This window comes from Microbispora bryophytorum, assembly GCF_043197435.1.
Taxonomy (GTDB): Bacteria; Actinomycetota; Actinomycetes; order Streptosporangiales; family Streptosporangiaceae; genus Microbispora; species Microbispora bryophytorum.
Genome location: NZ_JBICTF010000003.1, coordinates 62,280 through 88,829, shown reverse-complemented (window position 1 = coordinate 88,829; position 26,550 = coordinate 62,280). Strand labels below are relative to the sequence as shown.

28 protein-coding genes, 1 tRNA gene and 1 pseudogene are annotated in these 26,550 nt (G+C 72.1%); 16 read left to right on the top strand and 14 right to left on the bottom strand.

Translation table 11 applies throughout. The annotated features are described in order from the left end of the window. Positions 1 to 21: 21 nt before the first annotated feature. Together ACGFIB_RS09850 and ACGFIB_RS09845 are read right to left on the bottom strand one after the other, a co-directional pair. A complete protein-coding gene (locus ACGFIB_RS09850) occupies positions 22 to 1,392 on the bottom strand; it encodes an FAD-binding oxidoreductase (RefSeq protein WP_167748360.1) in 1,371 nt (456 codons plus the stop codon). A gap of 186 nt (positions 1,393 to 1,578) precedes the next feature. After that, entirely contained in the window at positions 1,579 to 2,568 is a 990-nt protein-coding gene (locus ACGFIB_RS09845; protein ID WP_393370190.1) for a 2-hydroxyacid dehydrogenase, read from the bottom strand. 74 nt (positions 2,569 to 2,642) lie between these two features. On the opposite strand from ACGFIB_RS09845, the gene ACGFIB_RS09840 reads away from it, so the two are divergent. From ACGFIB_RS09840 to ACGFIB_RS09815, 6 genes are all read left to right on the top strand, one after another. Beyond that, entirely contained in the window at positions 2,643 to 3,761 is a 1,119-nt protein-coding gene (locus tag ACGFIB_RS09840; RefSeq protein WP_393370187.1) for a CaiB/BaiF CoA transferase family protein, read from the top strand. Positions 3,762 to 3,995: 234 nt separating this feature from the next. Then, a complete protein-coding gene (locus ACGFIB_RS09835; protein WP_142573141.1) occupies positions 3,996 to 4,643 on the top strand; it encodes a nitroreductase family protein in 648 nt (215 codons plus the stop codon). Positions 4,644 to 4,739: 96 nt separating this feature from the next. Beyond that, positions 4,740 to 5,612 (top strand): ABC transporter ATP-binding protein, encoded by an 873-nt coding sequence (locus ACGFIB_RS09830; protein ID WP_142573143.1) that lies wholly within the window; start codon positions 4,740 to 4,742, stop codon positions 5,610 to 5,612. Then, positions 5,609 to 6,400, top strand: a complete 792-nt coding sequence (locus ACGFIB_RS09825) for an ABC transporter permease (protein WP_142573145.1) — start codon at positions 5,609 to 5,611, stop codon at positions 6,398 to 6,400. The genes ACGFIB_RS09830 and ACGFIB_RS09825 overlap by 4 nt, the downstream gene beginning before the upstream one ends. Before the next feature lie 51 nt (positions 6,401 to 6,451). After that, complete coding sequence (locus tag ACGFIB_RS09820) at positions 6,452 to 6,685, top strand: helix-turn-helix transcriptional regulator (RefSeq protein ID WP_030505780.1); 234 nt, start codon at positions 6,452 to 6,454, stop codon at positions 6,683 to 6,685. After that, positions 6,682 to 7,248 carry a hypothetical protein gene (locus ACGFIB_RS09815; protein WP_357257363.1) on the top strand — a complete coding sequence of 189 codons (567 nt, stop codon included), beginning with the start codon at positions 6,682 to 6,684 and terminating at the stop codon, positions 7,246 to 7,248. Before ACGFIB_RS09820 ends, ACGFIB_RS09815 begins: the two co-directional genes overlap by 4 nt. Here the strand turns inward: ACGFIB_RS09815 and ACGFIB_RS09810 are convergent. Further along, the gene (locus ACGFIB_RS09810) at positions 7,230 to 7,739 is read right to left on the bottom strand and encodes a GyrI-like domain-containing protein (RefSeq protein WP_393370182.1); all 510 of its coding nucleotides are present in this window, start codon (positions 7,737 to 7,739) and stop codon (positions 7,230 to 7,232) included. The genes ACGFIB_RS09815 and ACGFIB_RS09810 overlap by 19 nt on opposite strands. Positions 7,740 to 7,843: 104 nt before the next feature. Between ACGFIB_RS09810 and ACGFIB_RS09805 the strand changes: the two genes are divergently transcribed. The 5 genes from ACGFIB_RS09805 to ACGFIB_RS09785 all read left to right on the top strand — a co-directional run bounded on the left by ACGFIB_RS09805 (position 7,844) and on the right by ACGFIB_RS09785 (position 14,061). After that, entirely contained in the window at positions 7,844 to 9,283 is a 1,440-nt protein-coding gene (locus ACGFIB_RS09805; RefSeq protein ID WP_357257365.1) for a GuaB1 family IMP dehydrogenase-related protein, read from the top strand. Between the two features lie 50 nt (positions 9,284 to 9,333). Beyond that, positions 9,334 to 10,191 (top strand): general stress protein, encoded by an 858-nt coding sequence (locus ACGFIB_RS09800; RefSeq protein WP_393370178.1) that lies wholly within the window; start codon positions 9,334 to 9,336, stop codon positions 10,189 to 10,191. Between the two features lie 146 nt (positions 10,192 to 10,337). Then, entirely contained in the window at positions 10,338 to 10,712 is a 375-nt protein-coding gene (locus tag ACGFIB_RS09795; RefSeq protein ID WP_142573154.1) for an FKBP-type peptidyl-prolyl cis-trans isomerase, read from the top strand. Between the two features lie 191 nt (positions 10,713 to 10,903). After that, entirely contained in the window at positions 10,904 to 12,433 is a 1,530-nt protein-coding gene (locus tag ACGFIB_RS09790) for a glycosyltransferase family 39 protein (RefSeq protein WP_393370175.1), read from the top strand. Positions 12,434 to 12,534: 101 nt separating this feature from the next. Beyond that, positions 12,535 to 14,061 carry an ATP-dependent DNA ligase gene (locus ACGFIB_RS09785; protein ID WP_393370172.1) on the top strand — a complete coding sequence of 509 codons (1,527 nt, stop codon included), beginning with the start codon at positions 12,535 to 12,537 and terminating at the stop codon, positions 14,059 to 14,061. Positions 14,062 to 14,080: 19 nt separating this feature from the next. Here the strand turns inward: ACGFIB_RS09785 and ACGFIB_RS09780 are convergent, their stop codons facing one another. After that, positions 14,081 to 14,602, bottom strand: coding sequence for a DUF1707 and DUF4870 domain-containing protein (locus tag ACGFIB_RS09780; protein WP_357257373.1), 522 nt, complete (start codon positions 14,600 to 14,602; stop codon positions 14,081 to 14,083). A gap of 222 nt (positions 14,603 to 14,824) precedes the next feature. Between ACGFIB_RS09780 and ACGFIB_RS09775 the strand changes: the two genes are divergently transcribed. Next, positions 14,825 to 15,175 carry a hypothetical protein gene (locus tag ACGFIB_RS09775; protein WP_191051206.1) on the top strand — a complete coding sequence of 117 codons (351 nt, stop codon included), beginning with the start codon at positions 14,825 to 14,827 and terminating at the stop codon, positions 15,173 to 15,175. On the opposite strand, the gene ACGFIB_RS09770 is transcribed toward ACGFIB_RS09775, so the two are convergent. Continuing rightward, positions 15,154 to 16,254, bottom strand: a complete 1,101-nt coding sequence (locus ACGFIB_RS09770; protein ID WP_393370169.1) for a DUF4192 domain-containing protein — start codon at positions 16,252 to 16,254, stop codon at positions 15,154 to 15,156. The two genes, ACGFIB_RS09775 and ACGFIB_RS09770, sit on opposite strands and share 22 nt — an antisense overlap. A gap of 267 nt (positions 16,255 to 16,521) precedes the next feature. On the opposite strand from ACGFIB_RS09770, the pseudogene ACGFIB_RS09765 reads away from it, so the two are divergent. Next, a pseudogene (locus ACGFIB_RS09765) lies at positions 16,522 to 16,854 on the top strand (ATP-binding cassette domain-containing protein); the annotation flags it as partial. On the opposite strand, the gene ACGFIB_RS09760 reads toward ACGFIB_RS09765, so the two are convergent. Both ACGFIB_RS09760 and ACGFIB_RS09755 read right to left on the bottom strand, forming a co-directional pair. Continuing rightward, a complete protein-coding gene (locus ACGFIB_RS09760; RefSeq protein WP_393370166.1) occupies positions 16,827 to 17,666 on the bottom strand; it encodes an EI24 domain-containing protein in 840 nt (279 codons plus the stop codon). The pseudogene ACGFIB_RS09765 and the gene ACGFIB_RS09760 sit on opposite strands and share 28 nt — an antisense overlap. 10 nt (positions 17,667 to 17,676) lie before the next feature. Further along, the gene (locus ACGFIB_RS09755) at positions 17,677 to 18,264 is read right to left on the bottom strand and encodes a Maf family protein (protein WP_357257377.1); all 588 of its coding nucleotides are present in this window, start codon (positions 18,262 to 18,264) and stop codon (positions 17,677 to 17,679) included. A 61-nt stretch (positions 18,265 to 18,325) separates the two neighbouring features. Between ACGFIB_RS09755 and ACGFIB_RS09750 the strand changes: the two genes are divergently transcribed. Next, a complete protein-coding gene (locus tag ACGFIB_RS09750; RefSeq protein WP_409348763.1) occupies positions 18,326 to 20,191 on the top strand; it encodes a CASTOR/POLLUX-related putative ion channel in 1,866 nt (621 codons plus the stop codon). Positions 20,192 to 20,329: 138 nt separating this feature from the next. Here the strand turns inward: ACGFIB_RS09750 and ACGFIB_RS09745 are convergent, their stop codons facing one another. The 3 genes from ACGFIB_RS09745 to ACGFIB_RS09735 form a co-directional block, all read right to left on the bottom strand. Further along, positions 20,330 to 21,220 (bottom strand): hypothetical protein, encoded by an 891-nt coding sequence (locus tag ACGFIB_RS09745; protein ID WP_393370161.1) that lies wholly within the window; start codon positions 21,218 to 21,220, stop codon positions 20,330 to 20,332. Positions 21,221 to 21,404: 184 nt separating this feature from the next. Next, positions 21,405 to 22,142: a peptidyl-tRNA hydrolase gene (locus ACGFIB_RS09740; protein WP_393370159.1), complete on the bottom strand. Its 738-nt coding sequence runs from the start codon at positions 22,140 to 22,142 to the stop codon at positions 21,405 to 21,407. After that, the gene (locus ACGFIB_RS09735) at positions 22,139 to 23,398 is read right to left on the bottom strand and encodes an MFS transporter (RefSeq protein WP_393370156.1); all 1,260 of its coding nucleotides are present in this window, start codon (positions 23,396 to 23,398) and stop codon (positions 22,139 to 22,141) included. Before ACGFIB_RS09735 ends, ACGFIB_RS09740 begins: the two co-directional genes overlap by 4 nt. Positions 23,399 to 23,469: 71 nt before the next feature. On the opposite strand from ACGFIB_RS09735, the gene ACGFIB_RS09730 reads away from it, so the two are divergent. Next, positions 23,470 to 24,432, top strand: a complete 963-nt coding sequence (locus ACGFIB_RS09730; RefSeq protein ID WP_393370153.1) for a GlxA family transcriptional regulator — start codon at positions 23,470 to 23,472, stop codon at positions 24,430 to 24,432. Positions 24,433 to 24,493: 61 nt separating this feature from the next. On the opposite strand, the gene ACGFIB_RS09725 is transcribed toward ACGFIB_RS09730, so the two are convergent. Together ACGFIB_RS09725 and ACGFIB_RS09720 are read right to left on the bottom strand one after the other, a co-directional pair. Beyond that, positions 24,494 to 24,703, bottom strand: a complete 210-nt coding sequence (locus ACGFIB_RS09725) for a DUF6203 family protein (RefSeq protein WP_393370150.1) — start codon at positions 24,701 to 24,703, stop codon at positions 24,494 to 24,496. Positions 24,704 to 24,748: 45 nt separating this feature from the next. After that, entirely contained in the window at positions 24,749 to 25,453 is a 705-nt protein-coding gene (locus ACGFIB_RS09720; protein WP_393370147.1) for an SDR family oxidoreductase, read from the bottom strand. Positions 25,454 to 25,570: 117 nt separating this feature from the next. Here ACGFIB_RS09720 and ACGFIB_RS09715 point away from each other — a divergent pair, with 117 nt between their 5' ends. After that, a complete protein-coding gene (locus ACGFIB_RS09715; RefSeq protein WP_142573181.1) occupies positions 25,571 to 26,053 on the top strand; it encodes a winged helix-turn-helix transcriptional regulator in 483 nt (160 codons plus the stop codon). A 77-nt stretch (positions 26,054 to 26,130) separates the two neighbouring features. Here the strand turns inward: ACGFIB_RS09715 and ACGFIB_RS09710 are convergent, their stop codons facing one another. Both ACGFIB_RS09710 and ACGFIB_RS09705 read right to left on the bottom strand, forming a co-directional pair. Next, positions 26,131 to 26,388, bottom strand: a complete 258-nt coding sequence (locus ACGFIB_RS09710) for a nucleotidyltransferase domain-containing protein (protein WP_393370143.1) — start codon at positions 26,386 to 26,388, stop codon at positions 26,131 to 26,133. A 59-nt stretch (positions 26,389 to 26,447) separates the two neighbouring features. Beyond that, a tRNA-Ala gene (locus ACGFIB_RS09705) sits at positions 26,448 to 26,520 on the bottom strand. Positions 26,521 to 26,550: the final 30 nt, after the last annotated feature.

The window sequence follows — 26,550 nt, the reverse complement described above, 5'->3', positions numbered from 1 at the left end:
CCTCTCCCGACGTAACGACGCCTACCGGCCTCTGACGCACTTGTCATAGAGGTCCAGCAGCCGGCCGCCCGGGTCGTAGGCGCTTTTGACCGGCCAGTAGGCGTCTCCGTTGTAGAGCCGCCAGAACTCCTCCCGCTCATAGAAAGAGGTGGAGTACAGCGACTTGTGGCCGTCGAGCGAATGCACTGCCCGCTCGATCAACCGGTTGTAGTAACCGTCGTACTGGCCGCGCGGCAGCGGAACCATGCCCCAGAAACCGAAGTTCACGTACAGGCGGCCGGGCTCCAGCGGGTAGAGCGCCCACTGACCGGTCGCCTTGAGCGGGCACATCCACACCGGGGCCATTCCGACCTTGTCGTGGAAGACCTCCAGGAACTCGGCGCCGCGTTCGATCGGCACCTCGACATCCTGGATGACCGACTCGTGCACGGGGTTGTTCCGCCAGCGGTCGATCCGGGCGGTCACGCCGTACCTCTGATCGAGGCCGACGAGCTTGCGATAAACGTCCGACCGCAGATAGCGCCGCGGGAGGAGCGAACGGACCAGCGGCTGCTGCACGCCGAAGGCGCGCGAACACCAGAACCAGTCGGTGTCCCAGCGCCACAGGTAGTCGCGCACGGTCAGCCAGTCGCGGACGCGGCTGCGGATCGACTGGTAGTAGATCCGCATGCCGGTGTAGTCGGACGTGTAGGGCGCCCGGTCGGAGAACGAGCCGACCGTGACGTACAGCTCTCCGGGACCGAAGAACGTGCCGTCGACGAAGTCCACCTTCTCGCCGTCGTGCTCGCGGCTCTCGCAGATCTCCTGCATGGCGAGCATGCACTTGTCGGCGTCGCTGAAGCGGATGTGCGTCAGCTTGACGTACGGCTTCACCCGGGCCAGCTTGATGCGGATCCGCAGGGCGTAGCCGAGCGTGCCGTAGGAGTTGGGGAACGCGTGGAACAGCTCCGCGTGCTCGTTGTCGGGCCGGGCCACCACGATCCGCCCGTCGCCGGTGAGGATCTCCAGTTCCTCGACCGACTCGTGCGGCAGCCCGTCCTTGAAGCTCGTCGACTCGATGCCGAGGCCCGTGACCGCTCCGCCCAGGGTGATCGTCTTGAGCTGCGGCACGACATACGGCATGAGCCCGTACGGCAACGTGGCGTCCACCAGGTTCTCGTACGTCGTCATGCCCTGGACCTCGGCCGTCATGGTCACCGGGTCCACGTGGATGACCTGGTCCAGATCGCGGGCGGACAGCGCCGCCGTCTTGACCGGCGCGCGGAAGCGGAACAGGTTCGTCGTCGCCTTGGCCAGCCGGGGAGCGGAGTCCTCGGGAATGGCCGCGTAGGAGTCCCTGATCTGCTCGACGGCCTTGCTATGGGCGGTCATACTGGCCGTGCGCTCTGGCATGACACCACCCCCATGGATCGTAGAGATCGCTTTCTTGGCACGCTATCCCCGGAGGGGAGCGCAGACCAGAGTAGACACGTTACGCCCGCGAAAACTATCCGGTGTTCTCACGGCGGCCCACCGGCGTAGATCGTACCCTGCGAGTTTTCATCGCCTCCGCCGCCCCTGGTGTAACTGTGGAAACCGTCAGGACCTGGGCGGACGCCGGCGGACGAGCGGGTCGGCGCCGTTGACCACGTTGACCACGGGGCGGCCCTCCATCGCCGCGGCGAGGTTGTCCAGCACGCACCGGATCAGCCGGGCCGTCGCCTCGGGCGTGACCCCGGCCGCGTGCGGCGACAGCAGGACCCCCGGGCAGGAGCGCAGCGGGTCGTCCGGCGCCGGGGGCTCGCTGTCGTACACGTCCAGCGCCGCGCCGGCGAGACGGCCGGACTCCAGCGCGGCCAGCAGCGCCGCCTGGTCGACCACCCCGCCCCGGGCCGCGTTGACCAGCACCGACCCCGTGGGCATGCGGGCGAACCTCTCCGCGCCGATCAGCCCGCGGGTCTCCGGCGCGAGCGGCACGGCCAGGACGAGCACGTCACTTCCCGTCACCAGTGTGTCGATGTCCTGGTAGGCCGCGCCGTACGACTCGAGCCTGGGCGTGCGCGACCAGTAGGAGACCCGGCAGCCGAGCGCGCCGAACAGGCGGGCGCAGGCCGCACCGATCGGCCCGAAGCCGATCACTCCCACACGGCATCCGGCGAGCTCGCGGCGCTGGTAGGCGAACTGCGGCCACTCCCCCGCCCGCATGTCCCTGTCGCCGTCCGCGAGGTGACGCAGCAGCGCCAGCGCGGCGGCCAGGCACCATTCGGCCACCGCGGCGGCGTTCACCCCCGCGGTGTTGGCGAGGGGCACCCCGGCGCGGGCCAGCGCCTCCGCGTCGTGCCCGTCCACGCCGACCGCCGGCTGCTGCACGAACGCCAGGCGCGGCGCCAGCCGTACGGCCTCCGCGTCGAGGGCCAGGGCCCCGCTCCAGTCGCCGACGACGATCTCGGCCTCGGGCAGCGCGTCCAGCAGCCCCGCGCGGTCGCGCCGGGCGGGGACGCGCACCTCGGCGCGTCCGTCGAGGTCGGCGAACAGGCCGCGCACCGCGTCCTCCGGGAGCGGTGGCAGCGCGAGAACATTCCACGTCACGGGCGCAGTCTCGCACGCCTACAGAAACATGTTCTACTAGTCGCGTGAGATGACGCCCCTGCGAGGAGGGTTCGGTGGAGGAGTCGCGAGGACCGCTGGCGGGGATCCGGGTGCTGGAGCTGGCCGGACTCGCGCCCGGGCCGTTCGCCGGGATGATGCTCGCCGATCACGGTGCCGAGGTGCTGCGGATCGACCGGGTGAAGGCCGTGAGCGACACCCCGCGCCGCGACGTGATGGACCGCGGCAAGCGCACCATCGGCCTCGACCTGAAGTCGCCCGAGGGCGTCGCCGCCTTCAAGCTGCTCGCCGGGCGGGCCGACGTGGTGATCGAGGTGTTCCGGCCCGGGGTCGCGGAACGGCTGGGCATCGGGCCCGCCGACCTCCACGCGGTGAACGAACGGCTGGTCTACGGCCGCATGACCGGCTGGGGCCAGGACGGCCCGCTCGCCTCCACCGCCGGGCACGACATCGACTACATCGCGATCGCGGGGGTGCTGTCGATGCTGGGCCGCGAGGGCGGTAAGCCCACCCCGCCGATCAACATCCTCGGCGACTTCGCCGGCGGCGGGCTCATGCTGGCGTACGGCGTGCTGCTGGCCCTGCTGGAGCGCGAGCGCACCGGACGCGGCCGGGTGGTGGACGCCGCGATGGTGGACGGCGCGGCGCTGCTGCTGTCGATGTTCTACGGCGCGGTGCACGGCGGCCACTGGGGCCCGCGCGGCACCAACCTCCTCGACACGGGCGCCCCCATGTACGACACGTATGAGACGGCCGACGGCGGGTTCCTGGCCGTGGGCGCGCTGGAGCCGCAGTTCTGGGCGGAGATGCTCGCCCGGATGGGCATCGACGACATGCCCGGCCGCGACGACCGGGCGAACTGGCCGGCCATCAGGGAGCGGCTGACCGAGGCGTTCCGGTCGCGCACGCGGGCCGAGTGGGAGGCGGTCTTCGAGGGCTCCGACGCCTGCGTCTCCCCCGTGCTCGACCCGCGCGAAGCCGTCCGGCATCCGCACAACCAGGCCCGTGGCACCTTCGTGGAGGTCGGCGGGCTGCCGCAGGTCGCGCCCGCGCCCCGGCTGGCCGGCGTGCCGCGCGGCGACCTGTCCCCCGCCACCCGGCTGCACGACCTGAGCTCCTGGGGCCTGCCCGGCGGCGAGGCGAAGGCCCTGCGCGCCGCCGGCGTCCTGGCCTGACCCTCCTGGCCTGACCGTCCTGGTTTGACCGTCCTGGTTTGACCGTCCTGGTTTGACCGTCCTGGCCTGACGGTTCCGGCCGAGCGGGCCGTTTGATCGTGCCGGGCTGATCGTGCCGGTTTGCTCGCGGGGCCGATCGTGCCGGGCTGATCGTGCCTGTCCGATCGCGCTGCCCCGACCCCGCTCCCCCGACCCCGCTCCCCCTTTCCCCGACAATCGAGGAGTCCCCCGCTCATGGACCTTTTCGAGGCCCTCTACACGACCCGCGCCATGCGGCGGGTCAAGCCCGACCCGATCCCGATGGAGGTCCAGGAACGCATCCTGGACGCCGCCGTCCGCGCCCCCAGCGCCGGCAACACCCAGGGCTGGCGGTTCCTGCTGGTGGACGACCCCGAGGTGAAGTCCCAGCTGGGGCCGCTGTACCGGGAGGCGCTCGGCAGGCTTTTCGAGGGGCACTACAAGCCCATGCGCGAGCGGGCCGAGGCGACCGGGGACACCCGCACGCTCAGCGTGCTGCGGTCGGCCCAGCACCTCGCCGACCACTTCGAGGCCTACCCCCTGCTGATGTTCGCGTTCACCCGCAACGACGCGAGCGGCGGTTCCATCTACCCCTCGGTGTGGAGCGCCCAGCTGGCCGCCCGCGCCTTCGGCGTGGGCAGCGCGCTGACGTCCGTGCTGGGGCTGTTCCACGGCGCGGAGACGATGCGGATCCTCGGCGTGCCCGAGGACAAGGGCTGGCAGGTGGCGTGCATGGTCACCTTCGGCTACCCGACCGGCCGCTGGGGGGTGGCCCCGCGCCGGCCCGCCCATGAGGTCGCCTACCGCAACCAGTGGGGGGAACCGGTCGGTTTCGAGATCCCCGACCCCCTCTGGACGCCCTGAGTCGATCATGCTGACCGCCCTTCGATGAAGCAGGTCTTGAACCAAATGTAGTACACCTACTATATTCGAGAGCACGGCTACTTCATTGGAGGGCGCATGCATGACGCCGCCGTCCGCGTACGCGGACTCCGCATGGCGTATGGGCCCGTTCAGGTTCTGAACGGCGTCGACCTCGACCTGCGCAGAGGCGAGGTGTTCACACTGCTGGGGCCCAACGGCGCCGGCAAGACCACGCTGGTGGAGATCCTCGAAGGGTTCCGCACCGGCTGGTCCGGCGAGGTCGAGGTGCTCGGCGAGAACCCGGCACGCGCCGGGGACGCCTGGCGGGCACGACTCGGCGTGGTCATGCAGTCGTGGCGCGACCACCCCCGGTGGCGGGTGCGCGACCTGGTGGCGCACGTCGCGGCGCACTACGACGATCCCCACGACGTGGACGAACTGCTCGCCGCGCTCGGCCTGACCGAGGCGGCGCGCAACCGGGCGGGGGTGCTGTCCGGGGGCCAGCGCCGCCGGCTGGACGTCGCGCTCGGCATCGTCGGCCGCCCCGAAGTGCTCTTCCTCGACGAGCCCACGACCGGATTCGACCCCGAGGCCCGGCGCGAGTTCCACCTGCTGATCGAGCGGCTGGCCGGCGAGGAGGGCCTGACCGTGCTGCTCACCACGCACGACCTGGCCGAGGCGGAGCGGCTGTCCGAGCGGATCGCCGTGCTCGTGGCCGGGCGGATGGTCACCTGCGGCAGCCCGGCCGAGCTGGCGCGGGCCGTGCAGGTCCCGTCGCTGGTGCGCTGGGAGGACGGCGAAGTGGAGACCGCCGACCCCTCCGGCGTGGCCTGGGACCTGCACCAGCGGTACGGCGGCCCGGTCCCCGGGCTGGAGATCAGGCGGCCGACTCTGGAGGAGAGCTACCTGGATCTGATCGAGGAGACGCGTGCGGCGCGCGAGACGGCGACCGTGGGAGGGACCCGATGAACACGACGACCCTGGGACTGCGGCGGGGCTGGACCGAGCAGCTCAACCTCTGGAGCGACCGCAAGGAGCTGCTGAACGCCCTCGCCGGGACCGTCGGCACCTACGTGATACTCGTCCTGTTCATCGGGAGCGCCAACGTGCCCGGCACGTCCGTGTCCATGGCGGCGTTCATGACGCCGGGGTTCCTGGCGTTCGCGGTGTTCGCGACCGGGCTCACGGCGCTGCCCATGTTGATCGCCGCGGACCGCGAGGAGGGCACGCTCATGCGAGCCCGCACGCTGCCCGGGGGCATCCGCGTCTACCTGACCGGGCGGGCCGTCACGACGCTGCTGACGATCGTGCTCAACGCCGCGCTCGTCCTGCTGGTCGCCGTACCGCTCGCCGGAGTGGGCGCGCCGGCGACGCCCGCGCGGTGGTTCACGCTCGTCTGGGTCCTGGTGCTGGGCGCGCTGGCCGTCGTGCCCATCGGCGCGATGATCGGCAGCCTGGTGTCCGGCCCCAAGGCGGCCGCGGCGATGCTGGCCCTGCCGGCGATGCTCCTGATGCTCATCTCCGGGGTGATGTTCCCGCTGGAGTCGATGCCCGGGGTGGTGCGCGGCATCGCCCAGGTCTTCCCGCTCTACTGGCAGGGCCTCGGGCTGCGCGCGGTCTTCCTGCCCGACTCCGTCCTCGCCGCCGAGCTCGGGCACAGCTGGCCGCTCGGCCGGGCGGCGGCCGTTCTGGGCGCGTGGGCGGTCGGCGGTATGGTGCTAGCCCCCTGGTTGCTGCGCCGGGTCCGCGGAAGGTGAGCGGACCCGCGGGGCTGGTGACGGCCGGCGAAGAGCCGACGGAGGTGAGACGTGGCCGAGGAGCCGGTGTTCAACCGCATCGCGGTGCTGAGGGCCGACCGCGGCGTCTCGCGCCGGGATCTGGCCGCCGCGCTCGGGGTGCACTACCAGACGGTGGGCTACCTGGAGCGCGGCGAGTACAGCCCCAGCCTCCACCTGGCCCTGCGGATCGCCGAGTTCTTCGAGGTGCCGGTGGAGGTCGTCTTCTCCCTCAAGCCTTTCCCCAAGCTGGGGAGCACACTGTGAGCTGGCGCGAAAGATGGCACGCGCACACCGCCCGCAGCATGGAGCACGCGATGTTCGTGCCGCTGTACCGCACCCGCGCCCGGCGCCGCCTGCTGGTCGCCACGGGCGCGACCGGCCTGCTGGTGATGTGGGCCGACGCGGTCGTGTCCTGGTACATCGCGCCGAGCGACACGGCTGTGACGGTCAACTTCGTGCTGCTGGCCGTCGCGCTCGTGTGCTATCTGCCCTCCGTGACGACGCTGAACGCCGCCACGCGCGGACTGGCGTCGCTGCCGGAACGCCGCCTGGACGAGCGGCAGGTCGCGGAACGGCTGCGCGCCTACACGGTGGCCAACACGCTGATGCGGCTGATCCTCACGCTCGTCGTGGCCTTGGTCCTCGCCTCGATGTGGGGAGACGGCCCCGCGGCCCGGGTGCCGGGTGCCGCCATCGCCCTCGGCCTCATCGCGGTGTGGCTGACGCATCTCGTGCTGCCGTTGCTGGTCGCCGGGTGGCGGCTGCCCGACCCGCCGCCGGACGACGACGACGACCACCAGGCCGGCGATCAGGCCGGCGTCGCCTGAACCTGCGCCGGAGGTCCGGAGGGCTCGCCGAACGACGGCAGCGTGGCGACGAAGAGGTCGACGCCTCCGGGGTGGTGGACCTCCATGTCGGTGGTGAAGGCACGGGCCGGGGCGGCGCCCGACTCGGTGTGCTTCCACACCTGCTGCCAGGTGTCGGCAAGCACCCCGGGCATCGGCCCCCGCGCCTCGAACAGCAGCGCCGGCACGCCGGGCACCCGTACGGCGACCATGCCCTCGGGCAGTCGCGCCGCCGTGCGGACGGCCACGCCGACGATCTGCGTGTAGGCGCCGTTGTGGTCGCTCTCGTAGTCGGTCAGCACGGCGTACAGGTTCTCGTCGACCCGGCCGGGCACGTGCGCGAAGGCCCCGGGCGCTCCGGCGCGGCCCCACAGGACCGGCAACCGGGCGCGGGCCGGATCCGCCTCCGCCGCGTTGGTCGTCCGCACGGCATAGCCGACGACGAGCGTCTCCGGACGGTCAACGATGATCACATGCTCTCCTTTCAGGCGAGGTCAATGTATCCCGTGTCCGGGTCTGCTCCGGCGTCGGCCGGGAATGCCGGATATGACCCGCTCACAACGTAGGCTGGACCAACGTGCGATTCCTCAATGATGTGACGCCGCCCTACGATCTCACGTACAGCGATGTCTTCATGGTGCCGTCTCGTTCCTCGGTCGGGTCGCGCCTCGCCGTGGACCTGTCCGCCGGCGACGGAACCGGCACCACGATCCCCCTCGTCGTCGCCAACATGACGGCCGTCGCGGGCCGCCGCATGGCCGAGACCGTCGCCCGGCGCGGCGGCATCACCGTCATCCCCCAGGACATCCCGATCGACGTGGTGGCCGACGTCATCGAATGGGTGAAGAGCCGTGACCTCGTCCACGACACGGCCATCACACTCACCTCCCACGACACCGTGGGCGAGGCGCTCACCCTGCTGCCGAAGCGGGCGCACGGCGCGGTCATCGTCGTCGACTGGGACAACCGCCCGGTCGGCGTGGTGACCGAGGCCGACTGCCACGGCGTCGACATGTTCACCCAGCTCTCCCAGATCATGACCGAGTCGCCGCAGACGCTGCCGCGCGGTGTCGATCCGCAGACCGCGTTCGAGGCGCTGTACGAGGGCCGGCACCGGCTGGCTCCCGTGGTGGACGAGGACGGCCGCCTGGTCGGCGTCCTCACCCGCACCGGGGCACTGCGCTCCACCCTCTACGAGCCCGCCGTGGACGCGAGCGGCCGCCTGCGCGTCGCGGCGGCTGTCGGGGTGAACGGCGACGTGGCCGCCAAGTCCAAGGAACTGCTCGACGCCGGCGTCGACGTGCTCGTGGTCGACACGGCACACGGCCACCAGGAGAAGATGATCTCGGCGCTGCGGGCCGTGCGGGCGCTGGAGCCCTCCGTGCCGGTCGCGGCGGGCAACGTCGTCACCGCGGAGGGTGTGCGCGACCTCGTCGCGGCCGGCGCCGACATCGTGAAGGTCGGTGTGGGCCCGGGCGCGATGTGCACGACCCGGATGATGACCGGCGTGGGACGGCCGCAGTTCTCCGCCGTGCTGGAGTGCGCGGCCGAGGCCCGCCGCCTGGGCCGGCACGTGTGGGCCGACGGCGGCGTGCGCCACCCCCGCGACGTCGCGCTGGCGCTCGCCGCGGGAGCCTCCAACGTCATGATCGGCTCGTGGTTCGCCGGCACGTACGAGTCGCCCGGCGACACCCGCACCGCCCCCGACGGGCGCAAGTACAAGGAGAACTTCGGCATGGCCTCGGCCCGTGCCGTACGGCTGCGCACGGCCGAGGACTCGCCGTTCGAGCGGGCCCGCAAGGCGCTGTTCGAGGAGGGCATCTCGACCTCGCGGATGTACCTCGACCCGGCGCGGCCCGGCGTGGAGGACCAGATCGACGCCATCGTGGCCGGCCTGCGTTCCTCCTGCACGTACGCGGGCGCCACCACGCTGGAGGAGTTCCACGAGCGGGCGGTGGTCGGCGTGCAGAGCGCCTCCGGATACAGCGAGGGCATGCCACTGCACCAGAGCTGGTGACTCCCGCGATTCCGTAGAGGAATATCGGGCTCTCCGGGGGTAGTGCGTTCGTGTACCGACCGCACTATCCCGCGGAGGCGATCATGCAGTACTCCCCGGCCGGAGGGCCGGTCAGTCCGGCGGCCGACAGACGGCTGCTGGTCAGCTACGACAACTACACGGCGGCGCAGCGCGCCGTCGACATCCTCTCGGACGCAGGGTTCCCGGTGGAGAACACCGCGATCGTCGGCAGCGACCTGCGTCTGGAGGAGACCGTCACCGGGCGGCTCACCAACGGCAGGGCCGCGCTGTCCGGCCTGATCACCGGTGCGGTGTTCGGGCTCATCGTCGGCCTGTTCCTCGGGCTGTTCACCTCGGCCACGACGTCGTTCTTCGGGCTGGTGCTGTGGTCGATCCTCTGGGGCGCCATCGCCGGCGCGGCCTTCGGCTTCACCAGCCACGCCTTCACCGGCGGGACGCGCGACTTCTCCTCCAGGAGCTCGATCGTCGCCGGGCGCTACGACGTGCTGGTGGCCCCTCCCATGCTCGACCAGGCCCAGGCGCTGCTGCAGGGCGGCGTGCAGCCGGCCGACACCGTCGTGGTTCAGCGTCCGCCGTCGGCCGGGCCGGTCACGACGCCGTCCACTGGGCCAGTCACGACGCCGTCCGCCGCGGCGGTTGACACCGCTCCGCAGGCCGCCGGCTACCCGCTGACCGAGGACCGGGCCGAAGCGCGTGCGGAAACCCCTGCGGAGGCGCGTGCGGAGACCCGTGCGGAAACGTGGGCGGAGACCCCGGCGGAGGAGGCCCGTGCCGAGAGGACCCATGCCGACGAGGCACAGGTTGAGGAGGCACGGGTTGAGGAGGCACGGGCGGAGGAGGCCCGTGCCGACGACAGGGCGGGCCTGTCGAGAGGCCGTCGCCCGTAACCCCCTGCCGGCTCTGGAGTCGCGACGCCTTCCCCGCCCCGCGCGGGGAAGGCGTTCTCGTGTCGGCCGTCCCCGGTAGAGTCGTCAGCCTGCCGCAACTCCGGGCGCGGGAAGCGCTTGGGGCACACAAAGAACAGGAGACCCACGTGGCACTGGAGAAGCCGGAGATCGACTATCCCGAGGGCGCGCCGCCCGCGGACCTGGAGATCGTCGACCTCGTCGAGGGTGACGGGCCGGAGGCCAGGCCCGGGCAGAACGTGACCGTCCACTATGTCGGGGTCGCGTTCTCCACGGGTGAGGAGTTCGACGCCTCCTGGAACCGCGGCCAGCCGTTCCAGTTCCCGCTCGGCGGCGGCCAGGTCATCGCCGGATGGGACCGGGGCGTGGCCGGCATGAAGGTCGGCGGACGGCGTCGTCTGACGATCCCCGCGCACCTCGGGTACGGCAACCGCGGTGCGGGCGCCCTCATCAAGCCCGGCGAGACGCTCATCTTCGTCGTCGACCTGCTCGGCGTCGGCTGACCGGGACATCGGTGCCGCGACGGCGGCGTTTCGATTTCTGGGGTAGGAAGGCCGGAGCGGTTCGAGGATGATGGTCGCGTGGACGACGCCCCCCCGAACCACCGCCGCATAAACCCCCTCGATCGGGGTCCTTCCCTTCACGGCCGCCCGCAGGACGACCGACTGCGAACGCCGGCTTCCGGGAGGCCGGCGTGATCGCGGACAACGAGGTCACCGGCGGCGCGCCGGCGGCGCACGACGGCGCCGGAGGGGCGTCCCCCGGCGGAGACGTCCGTACGGGCGCTCCGCTCACCAGGCAGCCCCGGGCCGTGGTCGCGATCGCCGCCGCGACCGTGGCCGTGCTGCTCGCGGTGAGCCCGTGGTACGGCTACCACCGCGACGAGCTGTATTTCCGCATGCTGGGCGAGCGGCCGCGGCTCGGATACTTCGACACGCCGCCGCTGACGCCGATGATCGCCCGGGTGTCCACGGCGATCTTCGGTGACACGGTCGTCGCGTTGCGGATCGTGCCCGCCCTGTGCGCCGGGGCTCTGGTCGTGCTCGTCGCGCTGGCCGCCCGCGAACTGAGCGGCGGCCGGGCGGCCCAGATCCTCGCCGCGGCCGGGACGGCCACCTCGGTGCTGCCCCTGCTGGCCGGTCATTCGCTGCTGACCCTCACTCCCGACCTCGTGTTGTGGAGCGCCATCACGCTGTGCCTGCTCCGGGTGCTGCTCAGGGGCGACGGGCGTTACTGGCTCTGGACGGGAGCGCTGTGCGGGATCGCGGCGTACAACCGCGATCTGATCGTGGTGCTGCTGGGCTGCGTCGGGCTGGGCGTCCTCGTGGCCGGCCCGCGCGAGGTGCTGCGTGACCGGCGGCTGTGGGCCGGCGCCCTCCTGGCGCTGGTGATCGCCTCACCCAACCTGCTCTATCAGGTGACGCACGACTGGCCACAGTTCCAGATGGCCGACGCGCTGAGGATCGACGAGGGTGCGGACAACCGCGTGTCCTTCCTCCCCCTTCAGATCGTGCTGCTCGGGCCCGTGCAGGCGGTGATCTGCGTGGCCGGCTGGCTGCGGCTGTGGCGGAACCGGCGCGTCCGCTCCCTCGCCATCGCCTACCCCGTGGCCTGTGCGCTGATCCTCTACACCGGAGGCCGCCCCGACTACGCCGGCGGGTTCCTGCTCTACCTGTTCGCGGCCGGCTGCGTCAGCGCGGCTGGATGGCGGTGGAGGCGAGCGTTGATCGCGGCGCTGGCGGTCAACGCCGTGGTGGCGGTGGTCGTGGCGCTGCCGGTCATCCCCGCGGCGTCGCTCGGGGGAACGCCGGTCGCCGCCATGAACGAGGTGGCCAGCGAGTCGGTGGGCATGCGCGATGTCGCGGCGCAGACGGCCCGGGTCGTGAACGGCCTGCCCGCCGCCGAGCGCGCCGGTGCGGTGCTACTCGCGGCGAACTACGGCGAGGCCGGCGCGCTGCACCGCTGGGCGGGCGAGTTCGGGCTGCCCGCGGTCTACAGCGGCCACAACGAGCTGTGGTGGTGGGGACCGCCGCCGGAGGGGACGCGGGTGGTCGTGTCCGTCGGCTATCCGCCCGCCGGACTCGCCACCGTCTTCGCCCGCTGCGCCCCGGCGGGCACGCTGAGCGGGATGCCGGGCGAGGAGCAGGGCGTGCCGATCACGGTCTGCCACGACCCCGTCCAGCCCTGGCGCGAGCTGTGGCCGCGCATGCGCCACTACAGCTGAGTCGTGTCACGCTCGCGGCGGGCAGCATCTGTCCGGCACTCCCTGGCCGCGTCTCACCCCCGGCCTGGGCACCTACCCCTGTGGTAAGGCAGGATTACGGTGTGTTGCTGATCGACCTTGCCAGGACCTCCGCGGCCGTCGCCGCGGACTCGGCGCGGCTCGCCAAGATCAGGCACCTCGCCGAGCTGCTCGGCAGGGTGGGACCGGACGAGGCCGGGATCGCCATCGCCTACCTGTCGGGCGAGCTGCCGCAGCGCCAGATCGGGGTGGGCTGGCGGGGCCTGTCCGACCTCCCCGAGCCGCGTCAGATCGCCACGGCGACCCTGACGCAGGTCGACGCGCTGCTCGAACGCATCAAGTCGCAGTCCGGCGCCGGATCGCAGACCGCGCGCCGTGAGGTGCTCGGCGAGCTGTTCGGCGCCCTCACCCGCCAGGAGCAGTCGTTCCTGCACCGGCTGCTGACGGGCGAGCTGCGCCAGGGGGCGCTCAACGGGGTGATGATCGAGGCGGTCGCCATGGCCGCCGACGTGCCCGCGGCCGAGGTGCGCCGCGCCCTGACCCTGCGCGGTTCGCTGCCCGCCGTCGGCGCGGCCGCGCTGCGCGGCGGCGTCGCGGAGCTGAAGGCGTTCCGCCTGGAGGTCGGGCAGGCGGTGGCGCCGATGCTCGCGCAGAGCGCGCCCAGCGTGACCGCCGCCCTGGAGAAGGCCGGCGCCCCCGCCGCCGTGGAGTGGAAGCTCGACGGCGTGCGGGTCCAGGCCCACCGGTCGGGGGACGGTGTCGCCGTCTTCACCCGCACGCTCGACGACATCACCGCGCAGGTCCCCGAGCTGGTCGAGGCCGTGCTCGGCCTGCCCGGGACCGATCTCGTGCTCGACGGCGAGGTCATCGCGCTGCGCCCGGACGGCCGCCCCGAGCCGTTCCAGGTCACCTCGGGCCGGGTGGCCAGCAGGACCGACGTCGCGTCGCTGCGGGCGACCGTGCCGCTGACCGTCTTCTTCTTCGACGCCCTGCGCGTGGGCGGCGCCGACCTGCTCGACCTGCCGGACGAGGAGCGGCACGCCGCTCTGGAGGCCGCGGTCCCGGCCGAGCTGATCACCCCTCGGCTGGTCACGGCGGACGCCGAGGAGGCCGAGGCGTTCTTCGGCGACGCCGTACGCCGGGGCCATGAGGGTGTGGTGGTGAAGTCGCTGCGCACGCCGTACGCCGCCGGGCGGCGGGGGGCGGGCTGGATCAAGGTGAAGCCGCGGCACACGCTCGACCTGGTCGTGCTGGCGGCCGAGTGGGGCAGCGGACGGCGCCGGGGCTGGCTGTCCAACCTGCACCTCGGCGCCCACGACCCGGAGACCGGCGGTTTCGTGATGCTCGGCAAGACGTTCAAGGGCCTCACCGACGAACTGCTGACCTGGCAGACCGAGCAGTTCCTGCGGCTGGCGGAGGGGCCGGCGGACGACTACGTCGTCACGCTCAAGCCCGCGATGGTCGTGGAGATCGCCTTCGACGGCGTGCAGCGGTCGACCCGTTATCCCGGCGGCATGGCGCTGCGGTTCGCCCGGGTCCTGCGCTACCGGCCCGACAAGCGGCCGGAGGAGGCCGACACCGTGGCCGCGGTCCGCGCGCTCATGCCCTGACCCGGGAGCCGCTTACGGGTTACTTGACCAGGCGGATGGTCAACGGGTAGCGGAATTCGGTGCAGGCGAGCGCCGACACCCCGCCGACCACGCACAGGACCAGTCCGACGACCCAGATGACCGGCAGCAGGACGAAGCCGACGACGGTGAACGGCAGCAGCACCGTCGCTCCCAGCACGGTGAGGTGGAAGTTGAGCGCCTCCACCGCATGCTTCCGGATGTATGGGGACGTCCGGCCCGCCGTCACCATCATCAGCAGCGGGCCGATGACGAACAACCCCAGCAACGCGAACAGGTGCGAGGACGCCGCCCCGACCCGGTCTCCCCCGGCCGGGACGGCGGCGGGCCGGTACGCGGGCGGCCGGGGAACGTACGCCGGGCGGGTGCCGTACAGGTCGTTCATGATGGGCACGAGATCGGCGTGCGTGCGCGCGGTCATCGCCAGGTGCAGGCGCTCGTCCATCTCGTGCTTGTCGAGCCGGCCCTCGGCGTAGGCCGCCTTGACGTGCTCGACCACCTGTTCACGGTCCTGGTTGGTCACACGCAACTGAGGGTGTGGCATGGGGGCATGGCCCGGCCACGATGGTGTCGCTGCCGCGGGCATCACAGCATCGCCTTCCGTCGATCGACTTGCTCGGCTCTCTTCGAGTCTGCATCCATCTTGTGCCGCGTACGCGCCCGCCCGCATCAGGGACATCCCCGACATCGCCCCGAGACCGCTTCCTTAACGCCATCGTGATCCGCGGCGATGTATACAAGCACTATGAGATGGCGAGATCGCTACGGGCTCCGGCGGCGCCGGGGTGCCCGCGTGGCCAAATTCGACCGCGAGGCGACCGACACCGACATCGAGGCCCTCATCGAATTCGCCAAGACCCGCCGTGGAGTCGAGTTCTACGTCGAGCCGGAGACCTTCGCGACCGACACCACCGCGGTGGCCGTGGCCCACGACGGGGAGTGGACCCGTCGCCGTGTCGGAGCTCCCGCCGTGATCGCCAAGGTCGCCAGAGATCTCGCCCTCCCGGTGTACGACGTGCAGCTCACCGGTTATCCCGGCCGGATGCGGGCCTACAACGAACGCCGGCGTCAGGCTCAGGACGGCGACCTGATCTGACGGCTGCCGGGGGCCGATGCGGAGGCCGGACCGGGCACGTCCCGGGTCAGCAGTGCGCGCAGCGGCGCGAGCCAGATCGCCCGGGCGGGCCCCATCTCGTCGTCGAGTTCCGCAGGTGTCGGCATGCGGTCGCGGAGCATGGCGGGGGACATCATGTGCGCCAGTGCCTGCCGCAGAAGGAGCGCCATCGAATAGCCGGGGTCGGCGGCGAGCGCCCGTTCCAGCGCCATCCCGGCCAGCGCGCACTCCCCCCGATGCCAGGCGGCGGCCGCCAGCAGTGAGGCCGCGGGCGCGACATGGCCCGGCTCCAGCCGGCGGGTGAGGTCGCGCCACAGCGCGACGTGCGCGTCACGGTCGTCGATCAGCGCCCATGCCTCGTCGCGCACCCTCACCACGGCGAGGTCGAGCCCGAGCCTGGCAGCGCCCTCGTCGTCCAGCCGGCCTCCCGAGTCATACAGGCCGACGGCCCTGCGCACCCGCGCCAGCCCCTCGGCCACGAAGCGCGCGGCCAGTTCGTCCGCGCCCGGTCCCCCGGGCTCGGGCATCGCCCGCAGATCGGCCATGACGCGGGAGGTCGCCTGCCGCATCGCCGCCCCGCCGCACCGCTGGACGGAGCGCCGCAGACTGCCCCGGTCGGGCAGGGCCACCAGCCCGTGCATCACGGCCTCGGCGGCGACGTGGCTGCGCTCGGTGTCGTAGGGCGTGCCCTCCGCGGGACAGCAGGTCGCGCTGTCGCAGGAGTAGGACCAGTAGCGCCCCCCTTCGGCCCGGAGGCTCTCCGCTACCCGGATGCCTCCGGCGCGCAGCAGCCGGGTCACCGTGTCGGCGGCGGGGGTCACCAGGGCGCCGGGGCCGTACCCGACGACGAAGACTTCGGTCACCGCCTCGCGGCGCAGCAGCGCGACCAGCAGGTCGAGGTCCTCGGAGGCGACCGGGAGGTCCCAGCGCGTCGTCAGCCGCACCTGCGGGCCGGCGACGCCCGCCACGACGAGGCTGTCGGTGGGGTGGAACCCGACGAGGTAGGGCACGGCGGCGAGGATGTCCGCCGGTGAGGAGAGCACGAGCTTCGGGATCGTCATGGCCGCAAGCCTCGCCGGGGCGGCCGAGCCGCACGACGGCCGAAGCGCGTTCTGGGGACAGCCGTCCCCCTGTGGACAACCCGGCGGGCCGGAAACCCGTTGGCACCGGGCCGGGCCCTCCGACCCCGCCGAGCAGGAGCGGGCGATGCGGCGGTACGTCCGGGCCGAGGCGGAGTTCGAGGCCCGCGGCGGGTACGCCGCGCAGGCCGAGGCCGCCCGCATCGCCGCCGGGCTCGGCCTGCCCGACCGGGTCACGACCCGGCCGGTCGGCACTCTGTCGGCTCGTTCCTGTTCGCGGGGGACGACGCGGGCAAGCCCGCGGGCGTGCTGTCCGGCGGCGAGGAGACCCGTCTGGCACTGGCCACCCTCGTCGGCTCGCAGGCCAACGTGCTGCTGCTTGACGAGCCCACCAACAACCTCGACCCGGCGTCACGGGACGAGGCGCTGGCCGCGGTCTCCTCCTATCAGGGCGCGGTGGTGATGGTCACGCACGACGAGAAGGCCGTGGAGGCCCTTCGCCCCGACCGCGTCCTGCTGTTGCCGGACGGGACCGAGGACATGTGGAACTCCGGTTACGCCGGTCTCGTGTCCCTGGCCTGATCTCCCGGAGCCTGACCGTCCGGTGCCCGCTGTCCCGGTACGGCCGCCGGCGCCAGCCGCATGCGGACGAGCATGGCGGCGCCGGCGACCGCGCCGGGCATCGCGACGACGCTGACGAGCGGCACCATGAACGCGAGGAAGAGCGGCACCCCGAACCCGAGCGAGACCGACAGGTTCGACCGGAGCAGCGCGAAGCGCTCCTTGCGCCGCAGACCCCGGCGTTCCATCGCCAGGGCGGTCAGCTCGACCGTGAGGAAGAACCCGGAGACCAACGCCCCCACCACGGGCACCACGGTCTGCCCGACGACCGGCACGAAGCCGAGCGCGAACAACGGCACGGAGAACAGCAGGACCCACCAGAGCGTGACGAGGCTGTCGCGGATCGACCGGAACAGGGACGACCAGAAGGGCAGGTCGCCCCCGCCGGGAAGCCCGCCGAGGTCCTCCTCGACCCGCTCCGACAGCTTCTCGTAGAACGGGTCGCCGATCACGAGCGTGACGGCGGTGAACGTCAGCACGGCGAGCGCGAGACCCACCACGAAGATCATCACACCGACCAGCGTGCGGAACCCGTCGCGCCAGCCCCAGTCGTCCGCGAACGGCGTCGCCCAGGCCGCCACGTCGGTCGCGTGCGTGCCCAGCCAGACCAGCGCCAGGGCGTAGAGAACCAGGGCGATCAGGGCCGGGATCAGCCCGAACAACCACCAGCGAGGATGCCGGCAGGTCCATCCGAGACCCCGGAAGCAGAAACCGACTCCCTCGGCGAAGCCGCCGACGCCGCGCCGTCCGGCGGGCCGCCCGATGCCACTCATGGCGGGCAGGCTAGCGCCACAAGGCCGTCACAGGCACGCCCAGATCGGCGAAAAGGCGGCGAAGCAGCGGCAGCGAGATGCCGAGCACGTTGCCGTGGTCGCCCTCGATGCCCTCCACGAACCAGCCACCCAGGCCGTCGAGCGTGAACGCGCCCGCCACGCGCAGCGGCTCCCCGCTCGCGACGTACGCCTCGATCTCCTCGTCCGACGGCGTGCCGAACCGCACCACGGTCGCCGCCACCTCCGACACCCTGCGGCCCGCCGGCACGTCGACCACGCAGTGCCCGGTCAGCAGCCTGCCGGTCCTGCCCCGCATCGCGTGCCAGCGGTCCTTCGCGTTCTCCGGCGTTCCCGGCTTGCCGTACGCGACGCCGTCGAGTTCGAGCACCGAGTCGCAGCCGATCACGATGCCGTCGCCGAGCGTCCGGGAGACGGCGTCCGCCTTGGCCACGGCCAGCTTCAGGCACAGCTCCTCGGGGGTGCCAGCCGTGATCGCGTCCTCGTCGACGCCGCTGACGATCACCTTGGGATCGAGCCCGGCAGCCCTCAGCACACCGAGGCGGGCGGGCGAGGCCGAAGCGAGCACCAGTTCCGTCACACGGCGAAGCCTAGTCGCTTCTACTATGTGTGGCATTTGCTGATCATTGTGGGGGATGCCGGTGTCAAAGGCCACGGTCAAAGAGCGCGCGCGCTACTGGTTCGACAACACGATGGCCAGGGGCACGGCCGCCCTGATCGGCTGGCTGGCCCTGGTGTCGCTGGGGCTCATCGTGGTGGTCAGCGCGCTGACGATGTGGCTGACCCCGGACGAGGCGCTCCGGCACCAGGGCTGGCCGGGCGTGCTGTGGCTGTCGCTCATGCACGCGCTCAGCCCGGGAAAGATCGCCGGGGACGCCGGAACGGCACCCTTCCTCGCCATCATGCTGGGCGCGTCCCTCGGCGGCATCTTCATCGTCAGCATCCTCGTGGGCGTGCTCTCCGCCGGCCTGCGCGGCAAGCTGGAGGAGCTGCGCAAGGGCCGCTCGCGCGTCATCGAGAGCGGCCACACCGTCATCCTCGGCTGGTCCGAGCAGCTCTTCACGATCGTCTCCGAGCTGGCGAAGGCGCACGCCAGCCAGCACGGGTCGGTCATCGCGATCATGGCCGAAAGGGACAAGCCGGCCATGGAGGATGCCATCCGGGCCCGGGTGGGTGACACGGGCAAGACGCGCCTGGTGTGCCGCACCGGCCGGCCCACCGAGCCGGCCGACCTCGACCTGTTGAGCCTGAGCAGCGCGCGGACGATCGTCGTGCTCTCCCCCGAGCAGGACGACCCGGACGCGCACGTCATCAAGACCCTCCTCGCGCTGGGCAAGCGCGCCGGGGACCATCCTCCGGTGGTCGCCGCCATCGCCTCCTCGCGCAACATGGCGGCCGCCCGGCTGGCCGGAGGGCCCGGCGTCCACCTGGTCGACAGCGACGACATCGCCGCCCGGCTGATCGTGCAGTCGTCCCGGCAGTCCGGCATGTCCGTCGTCTGCATGGACCTGCTGAACTTCGACGGCGACGAGATCTACCTGCGCCGCGACCCCTCCTTGGCGGGCAGGTCGTACGGCGAGGCCCTCGACGCCTACGCGACCGCGACCGTCCTCGGCCTGCGCGCACCCGGCGGCGTGGTGCTCAACCCGCCACCGGACACGGTGATCGGGACGTCCGACGAGATCGTCGTGCTCGCCCAGGACGACTCGCTCATCCGCCGGGAGAGCGGAACGGCTCCCGCGGACGAACGGCACATCGTCCCCGCGACGGCCCCGCCTCCGGCCCCCGAGCGGACCCTGATGCTCGGCTGGAACGGCCGGGCCGCACGGATCATCCACTACCTGGACGGCTACGTGACCCCCGGGTCGGTGCTCGACGTCGCCGGCGACCACCCCGGCGCCGGCGCCGGCCTGGCGGACCTGCGCAACCTGACGGTGAACGTCAAGGAGTGCGACGGCACCGACAGGTACGCCCTGGAGTCCCTCGGTGTCGGCGTCTACCAGCACGTCATCGTGCTCTCCGACGACCGGTGCGATCCGCGCCACGCCGACACCCGGACGCTGATGACCCTGCTGCAGCTGCGCGACATGCAGGCGACCCTCGGGGAGAAGTATTCGATCGTGAGCGAGATGCACGACGAGAACAACCGGGCGCTCGCGGAGGTCACCGAGGCCGACGACATCGTGATCAGCGACACCGTCATCGGCCTGCTGCTCGCCCAGCTCGCCGAGAACCCGCACCTCGCCGAGGTCTTCGGCCACCTCTTCGACTCCACCGGCTCGGAGGTCTACCCCCGGGCCGTGGAGGACTACGTGACCACCGGGGTGCCCGTCGCCTTCCGCACGATCATGGAGTCGGCGCTGCGGCGTGGCGAGACCGCGATCGGTTACCGCCTGGCGGCGAAGTCCGGCAAACCGCCCCACTACGGCATCGTGCTCAACCCGGACCGGTCACGGTCCGTGACGCTCACTCCCGGTGACTGCGTGATCGTCCTCGCCGAGCGGTGAGCCCGGTCGCCCCGACGACTCACTCGGTCGCGTGAAGCCGGGTTGCGCGGAGCTCGGCGAAGACGGACGTCAGGTGGGACCCGGCGCCGGCAATGCCGTGCTGCCGGCCCGCCGCCTGTGGCGGCGCCCACGCTCCTGCTAGAGCGCCTTGACGGAGGACATCACCTTGTTGATGTCGTGCCAGCGCTTCTTCTGGCTGTCGGGGATCGTGACGAACACGACGGCGGGCTTCGTCTCCGGCGTGTCCACGAGGGCCAGCGCCGCGGCGGAGACCCGTTTCCTGCCCTTGAGCGAGTAGTGCACGGTGTAACCGAGCAGCCAGCCCTTCCGCTTGCCCGCCTTGATGGGCTGCGAGGCGGTCCAGGTGATCGTCGCGCCCGACGGGTGGTGGTTGAGCGTCCATCGGGCGGCCAGGAAGGCGGTGTCGCGCAGCGTCTTCTGCTCGGGGATCGGCACCGGGCAGGAGACCAGCATCCCGCGGTACGACGCGCCCTTCGCCATGGGCAGCAACTGGCGAGAAGCGAACGGCGCGGGCTTGGCCAGCGCCCATGCCTTGGCGAAGCGGGGCAGGGCGACGCCGGAGCGCCTGTCCTTGATCAGGCTGTGGGTGGCGGCCGCCCGGCCGGGCAGGCTGCGGAGCCGGCGGACGTCCTTCGGCAGCGCGGGCACCCGGGGGTCCTTGAGGGCCGCCGCCAGCGCGGGATCGACCGCGTCCGCGTTGTCCGCGGGGCTGGCGTCCGCGCTGGGCGTGGCGCTCGTCCCGGTGCTGGACAGCGGGCTGGACAGCGGGCTGGGCGGCGTGCTGGACAGTGGGCTGAGACCGGGCGTGGCCACCGCGCCCGCGGCCGGTGCGGCGGCGCCCGACGCGGACGAGGCCGACACGACCGAGGGGACTACGGCGTCCGCGGAGTTCCGCGGCGCGGCGGTCGTGGTGGCGGAGTCGCTCCGGTTCAACAGCACGACGGTCACGCCCGCCCCCAGGACCACGACTCCCGTGGCGACCGCGATCATCCGGTAGACCACGCGCATCGGCAGGTCTCCGAGGCCCTTGGACGAGCTCGCCGGTGGCGCCGCCGCAGGGACCGTGATCTTCGGTAGTGGCGTGGTCTCGGCCTCGGCCGCTAGATAAGAAGGAACGGCCTTCGTCCCATAGTCCCCAGGTGACACGATCGGGAGCGTACGGCATATCCCGCTATTTCGGGCGCCTTCCCCATCACACTTCGGGAACGCCGACCCGCAGCCACGGCGCGTCGGCCACAACCGTCGCGGAGTTCGGGGCGATCTCGGTGAACCCGGCGTCCCTGACCACCGGCAGCCCGCTCGCGGCGAGCGCGTCCCACCCGGCCGGATCGGCCGTCCTGACCCGTACGGCGAAGCCGCGCTCGCGCCAGGCCGCCCTGTCCGCCTCGCCCGCGCCCCACCAGGCGAACTGGGCGCCGTGGCCCGCCTGGGCCATCGCCTTGCCCGCGGTCATCTCCAGACCGGGGTTGATCCAGAGCACCACGTCGCCGGGACCCGCCTCCGGCGGGGTGGCGTCGTCGGAGAGGTCCGTGCCCGAGACCTGGAGCCGGGCGAGGTCACGCGGCCAGTCGTCGAGCGGCACGGGAGGATGCACCCGCACCTCGGCCGTGCGCACGGTGACGGTGATGCCGGGCAGGGCGAGCGCCCGCCGCCACTCGGCGCCGCGTGCCCGCCTGACCACCTTCCTGATCCGCCCGTCCTGCCACTCGGCGACCTCGTCGGACCACTCGCCTCCGTCGTCCTCGGCACGGTCCCCGGCACGGCCCTCGGCATGATCCTGGGCACCGTCCTCGGCATGATCCTGGGCACGATCCTGAGCACGGTCGAGCAGGCGCACCACGGCCGTCGCCGCCGCCTCCAGCGCGTCGGTGCGCTGCGGCGGCGCGGACCGCTCGATGCGCACGACCAGGGGAAGAACGCGTTCGGTCACCCGACAAGGATCCCAGCTTCGCGGCGATCCCGGACACGCGTGACGATACGGGACGACATGAGCGCGGCGAACAGGCACAGCACGCCCGCGCCGTACCACGCCAGGTCGTAGTTCCCCAGGTGGTCGCGGGTGACCCCGGCCACGGTGGCGACGACGGCCGCGCCGACCTGGTGGGAGGCGAAGACCCAGCCGAACACCACCGCGCCGTCCGCGCCGAAGATCCTGCGGCACAGCGCGACGGTCGGCGGCACGGTGGCCACCCAGTCGAGGCCGTAGAAGACGATAAAGACCAGCATGCTCGGCTCGGTCGTGGCGGCGAACAGCCGCGGCAGGACCAGCAGCGACAGCCCGCGCAGCCCGTAGTAGACGACGAGCAGGAGCCGCGGGTCCACCCGGTCGCTCAGCCAGCCCGACACGACGGTGCCGGCGATGTCGAAGACCCCGATCACGGCGAGCAGCGAGGCGGCCGTGGTCTCGGGCATGCCGTGGTCGTGGGCGGCCGGGATGAAGTGGGTGCCGACCAGGCCGTTCGTGCTCGCCCCGCAGATGGCGAAGCCGACGGCGAGATACCAGAAGGGCCGGGTGCGGGCGGCGTCCCGCAGCACCCGGACGGCCCGCGCGGCGGCGCCCTCGGCCGGCGTGCGGACGACCGGCTCGGTCGCGCCCAACGCGGTCAGGCCGATCTCCTCGGGGGTGTCCCTGAGCAGGAACCACACGAGGGGGACGACGGCGAGCGCGGCCGCCGCCACCGTGACCGAGGCCCACCTCCAGCCCTGCGTCTGCGTCAGATGCGCGAGCACCGGCAGGAAGATCAGCTGCCCGGTCGCGCCGCCGGCCGTCAGCACGCCGGTGACCAGGCCGCGGTGCCGTACGAACCAGCGGTCGGTCAGCGTGGCGGCGAAGACGAGCGCCATCGAGCCGGTGCCGAGCCCGACCAGGACGCCCCACAGCGCGATGAGCTGCCAGCTCGCGGTCATGAACACGGTCAGGCCGCTGCCGATCGCCACCAGCAGCAGGGCGCAGGCGACGACGCGCCGCATGCCTAAGCGGTCCATGAGCGCGGCCGCGAACGGCGCGCACAGCCCGTAGAGCATGAGGTTCACCGAGACCGCGAGCGAGATCGTGCCCCTCGACCAGCCGAACGCGTCCTCCAGCGGCGTGATCAGCACGCCCGGCGTGGCGCGGAATCCGGCCGCCCCGAGGATCGCGACGAAGGCGACGGCGGCGACGATCCACGCACGATGCAGCGACTTCATGGCGAGCATCCTCCGTTGTGCCCGCCTTGAGGGACAGTGGCCGGGAGGTCAACATGTGAAAGGATCGGGCCATGCACCGCGTCGCCGTACTGGCCCTGGACGACTTCTCCACACTCGATCTGGGCGTCCCGGGGCAGGTGTTCTGGGCCGCCCACGACCACGGCCCGCTGTACGAGGTCGTCACCTGCAGCCCGGGCGGCCGCCCGGTGCGGAGCCAGGCGGGCTACAGCGTCCTCCCCGACCACGACCTCAGCGTGCTCGCGACGGCCGACACGGTGGTGGTGCCGGGCATCCACAGCGGCACCCCGCTGGAGAACGGCACGATCGACGAGGAGGTGCGCGCGGCGCTGCGGGGCGTCGCGGGACGCGCCCGGCTCATCTCGATCTGCACCGGGGCCTTCGTGCTGGCCGCCGCGGGACTGCTGGACGGGCGGCCGGCGACCACCCACTGGCGCGACGCCGCGGACTTCCGTGCGCTGTTCCCCCGCGTACGGCTCGATCCCGACGTGCTGTTCATCGACGACGGCGACGTGCTCACCTCGGCCGGCGTGGCGGCGGGCATCGATCTGTGCCTGCACGTCATCCGGCGCGACCACGGCAGCGACGTGGCCAACCGCACCGCCCGCCGGTGCGTCACCCCGCCGTTCCGGGAGGGCGGACAGGCCCAGTACATCGAGCGCCCGCTCCCCGATCCCGCCGCGACCTCCACCGCGCCCACCCGGGCGTGGATGCTCGAGCACCTGGAGGAGCCGGTCAACCTGGCCGCCCTGGCCGTGCACGCCCGCATGAGCGTGCGGACGTTCACCCGCAGGTTCCGGGAGGAGACCGGCCTCAGCCCGGCCAGGTGGCTCGCCGGGCAGCGGATCGCGCACGCCCGGCACCTGCTGGAGACCACTGACCTGCCGGTCGGGGCTATCGCCGGAAAGGCCGGGTTCGGCAGCGCGGTCTCGCTCCGCCAGCACCTCCACGCCGCCGTCGGGGTGTCCCCCCTGGTCTACCGCCAGACGTTCCGCACTCCCGCCGGCGTCGGCTGATCAGGCCTGCCTCAGCGTCGGCCGGGCGGCCGGTGTCAGCGGCAGGTGTCAGCGGCCGGTGTCAGCGGCGGTTGCCCGCGGCGGGTCCCCGCCAGGCGGACGGGTTGCCCGACCGGCGTCCGGGCTCGCGCAGCGGCGGCGAGCCCGCGGGCCGCTGCTGCTTGCGGGTCCGCCGCCTGCGCATGAACAGCCAGCCGAGGCCGAGCAGGACCATCCCGAGCGGCGTGCGCGCCAGCCAGCGGGTGAAGACGAGCTGCAGGATCCTCTTCATGACATCCGCCCCTACCCGGCACGGACGTGGTCATGTGCCCGCCGGTCAGGATGCCAGCTGCGGATACAGGTCTGCCACGTCGCCGGACAGCCTGGCCCGCACCCCGCGGCTCACGTCGTCGGCGACCACCTCGAAACTCCCCTGCTCGATCCCCCACAGGGCCTGGGCGGCGACCTCCGCCGGGGCGGCCTTCGGGCCGTCGACGTGGGCGGCCATGTCGGTGTCCATGTATCCGACGTGCAGCGCCGTGACGAGCGTGCCCTGCTCCTTCAGTTCGAGGCGAAGGCTGTTGGTGAGCTGCAGCGCGGCGGCCTTGGCCGCGGAGTAGCCGGCCACCTGCGGGGCGGTGAACCACGACAGCACCGACAGCACGTTGAGGATCGCGCCGCCCCCGTTGCGGCCCAGGACCGGGGCGAACGCACGAGCCATGGCGAGCGTGCCGAAGTAGTGCGTCTCCATCTCCAGGCGGATGTCGTCGAGCGTACCGGCGAGGAACGATGCGCCCGTGGAGATCCCGGCGTTGTTGATCAGGAGGTCCACGTCGCGGGCCCGCTCGGCGGCGGCCCGGACGGACGCGGGGTCGGTGATGTCCAGGGCGAGCGGCACCACGCCCGGCAGGTCGACCGTCTCCGGCCTGCGCGCCGCCGCGTACACCTTGGCGGCGCCACGGTCCAGCAGCGCGGCTGCGAAAGACCGTCCCAGCCCGCGGTTCGCGCCCGTGACCAGCGCGATCGATCCCTCGATCTTCATTGTTTCTCCATCCCTTGACGGCTTCGCGTCCACACTAGAGACCTGACTTTAAAGTTGCAAGCCAGCTTCTTCGAGCTAGCCTGGATCCCACCGGCGACGAGCGAGCGAGGCGTGTGAATGACGACCACCGAACTCCCCGACTCGATGACGTGCTCCATCGAGCGGGCGGTGACCTTCCTCGGAGAGCGGTGGACGCCGCTGATACTGCGGGAGCTGCACGACGGAGCCGTCCGCTTCGCCGACATCCAGCAGCGCCTGGGGATCGCCACGAATCTGCTGACCACCCGGCTGGCGACGCTCGTCGGTGCGGGCGTCGTCGAGAAGCGGCCCTACCGCGACTCCGGGGCCCGCACCCGCTACGAGTACCACCTGACCGATTCGGGCCGCGACGCCCTCGTGATCCTCGGAGCGCTGCAGCAGTGGGGGGACCGCCACGCGCCCCGGCTCGCGGGACCGACGGTCGAACGCCGCGATCGGCGGACCGGGGCGCGGCTGGACGTGTCGTTCACCGACCCCGAGGGGCGCGCCGTCCCGCTGGACGCGGTCGCCCTCGTACGCACGGCCACCGACCGGCCGGACGACGGCGGGAGAGCGGCCTGAGCCGCCTGAGCCGCCGTGCAGTCACCCGGCACTCGTCATGCGTGAGCAGTGCGACTCGGCGCCTCGTGGGCCGGTGATCAGCGGCGGGACGGCGGGATCTCGAAGCCGAACTTCTCCCCCAGCGCGTGGACGTCCTCGCGATCCTTGTCCCCGAGACCTTGCATGAGTGCGGCGAATTCCACTTCGTCCTTGTGGTCGACCGCCACGTCGAGGTCAGGGTGCTGCCTCGTCTGCCTACCGAGGAGGGCGTCGACGCACCAGCCGCCGTCGATCCAGATCCTCACTCCGCGTTCGGCGAGATAGTCGTAGATGCCGCAGACCGCTTCAGCGTCCATCAGAACGCCGAGAGCCGCCCTCCGGATGGAGGACGGCTCTCGGGATGGTTCGGTCATTGTGGAGCTATGGGGATTCGAACCCCAGACCCCTTCCATGCCATGGAAGTGCGCTACCAGCTGCGCTATAGCCCCTTGCCACACCGCGTCCGCGGCGCCTTGCCA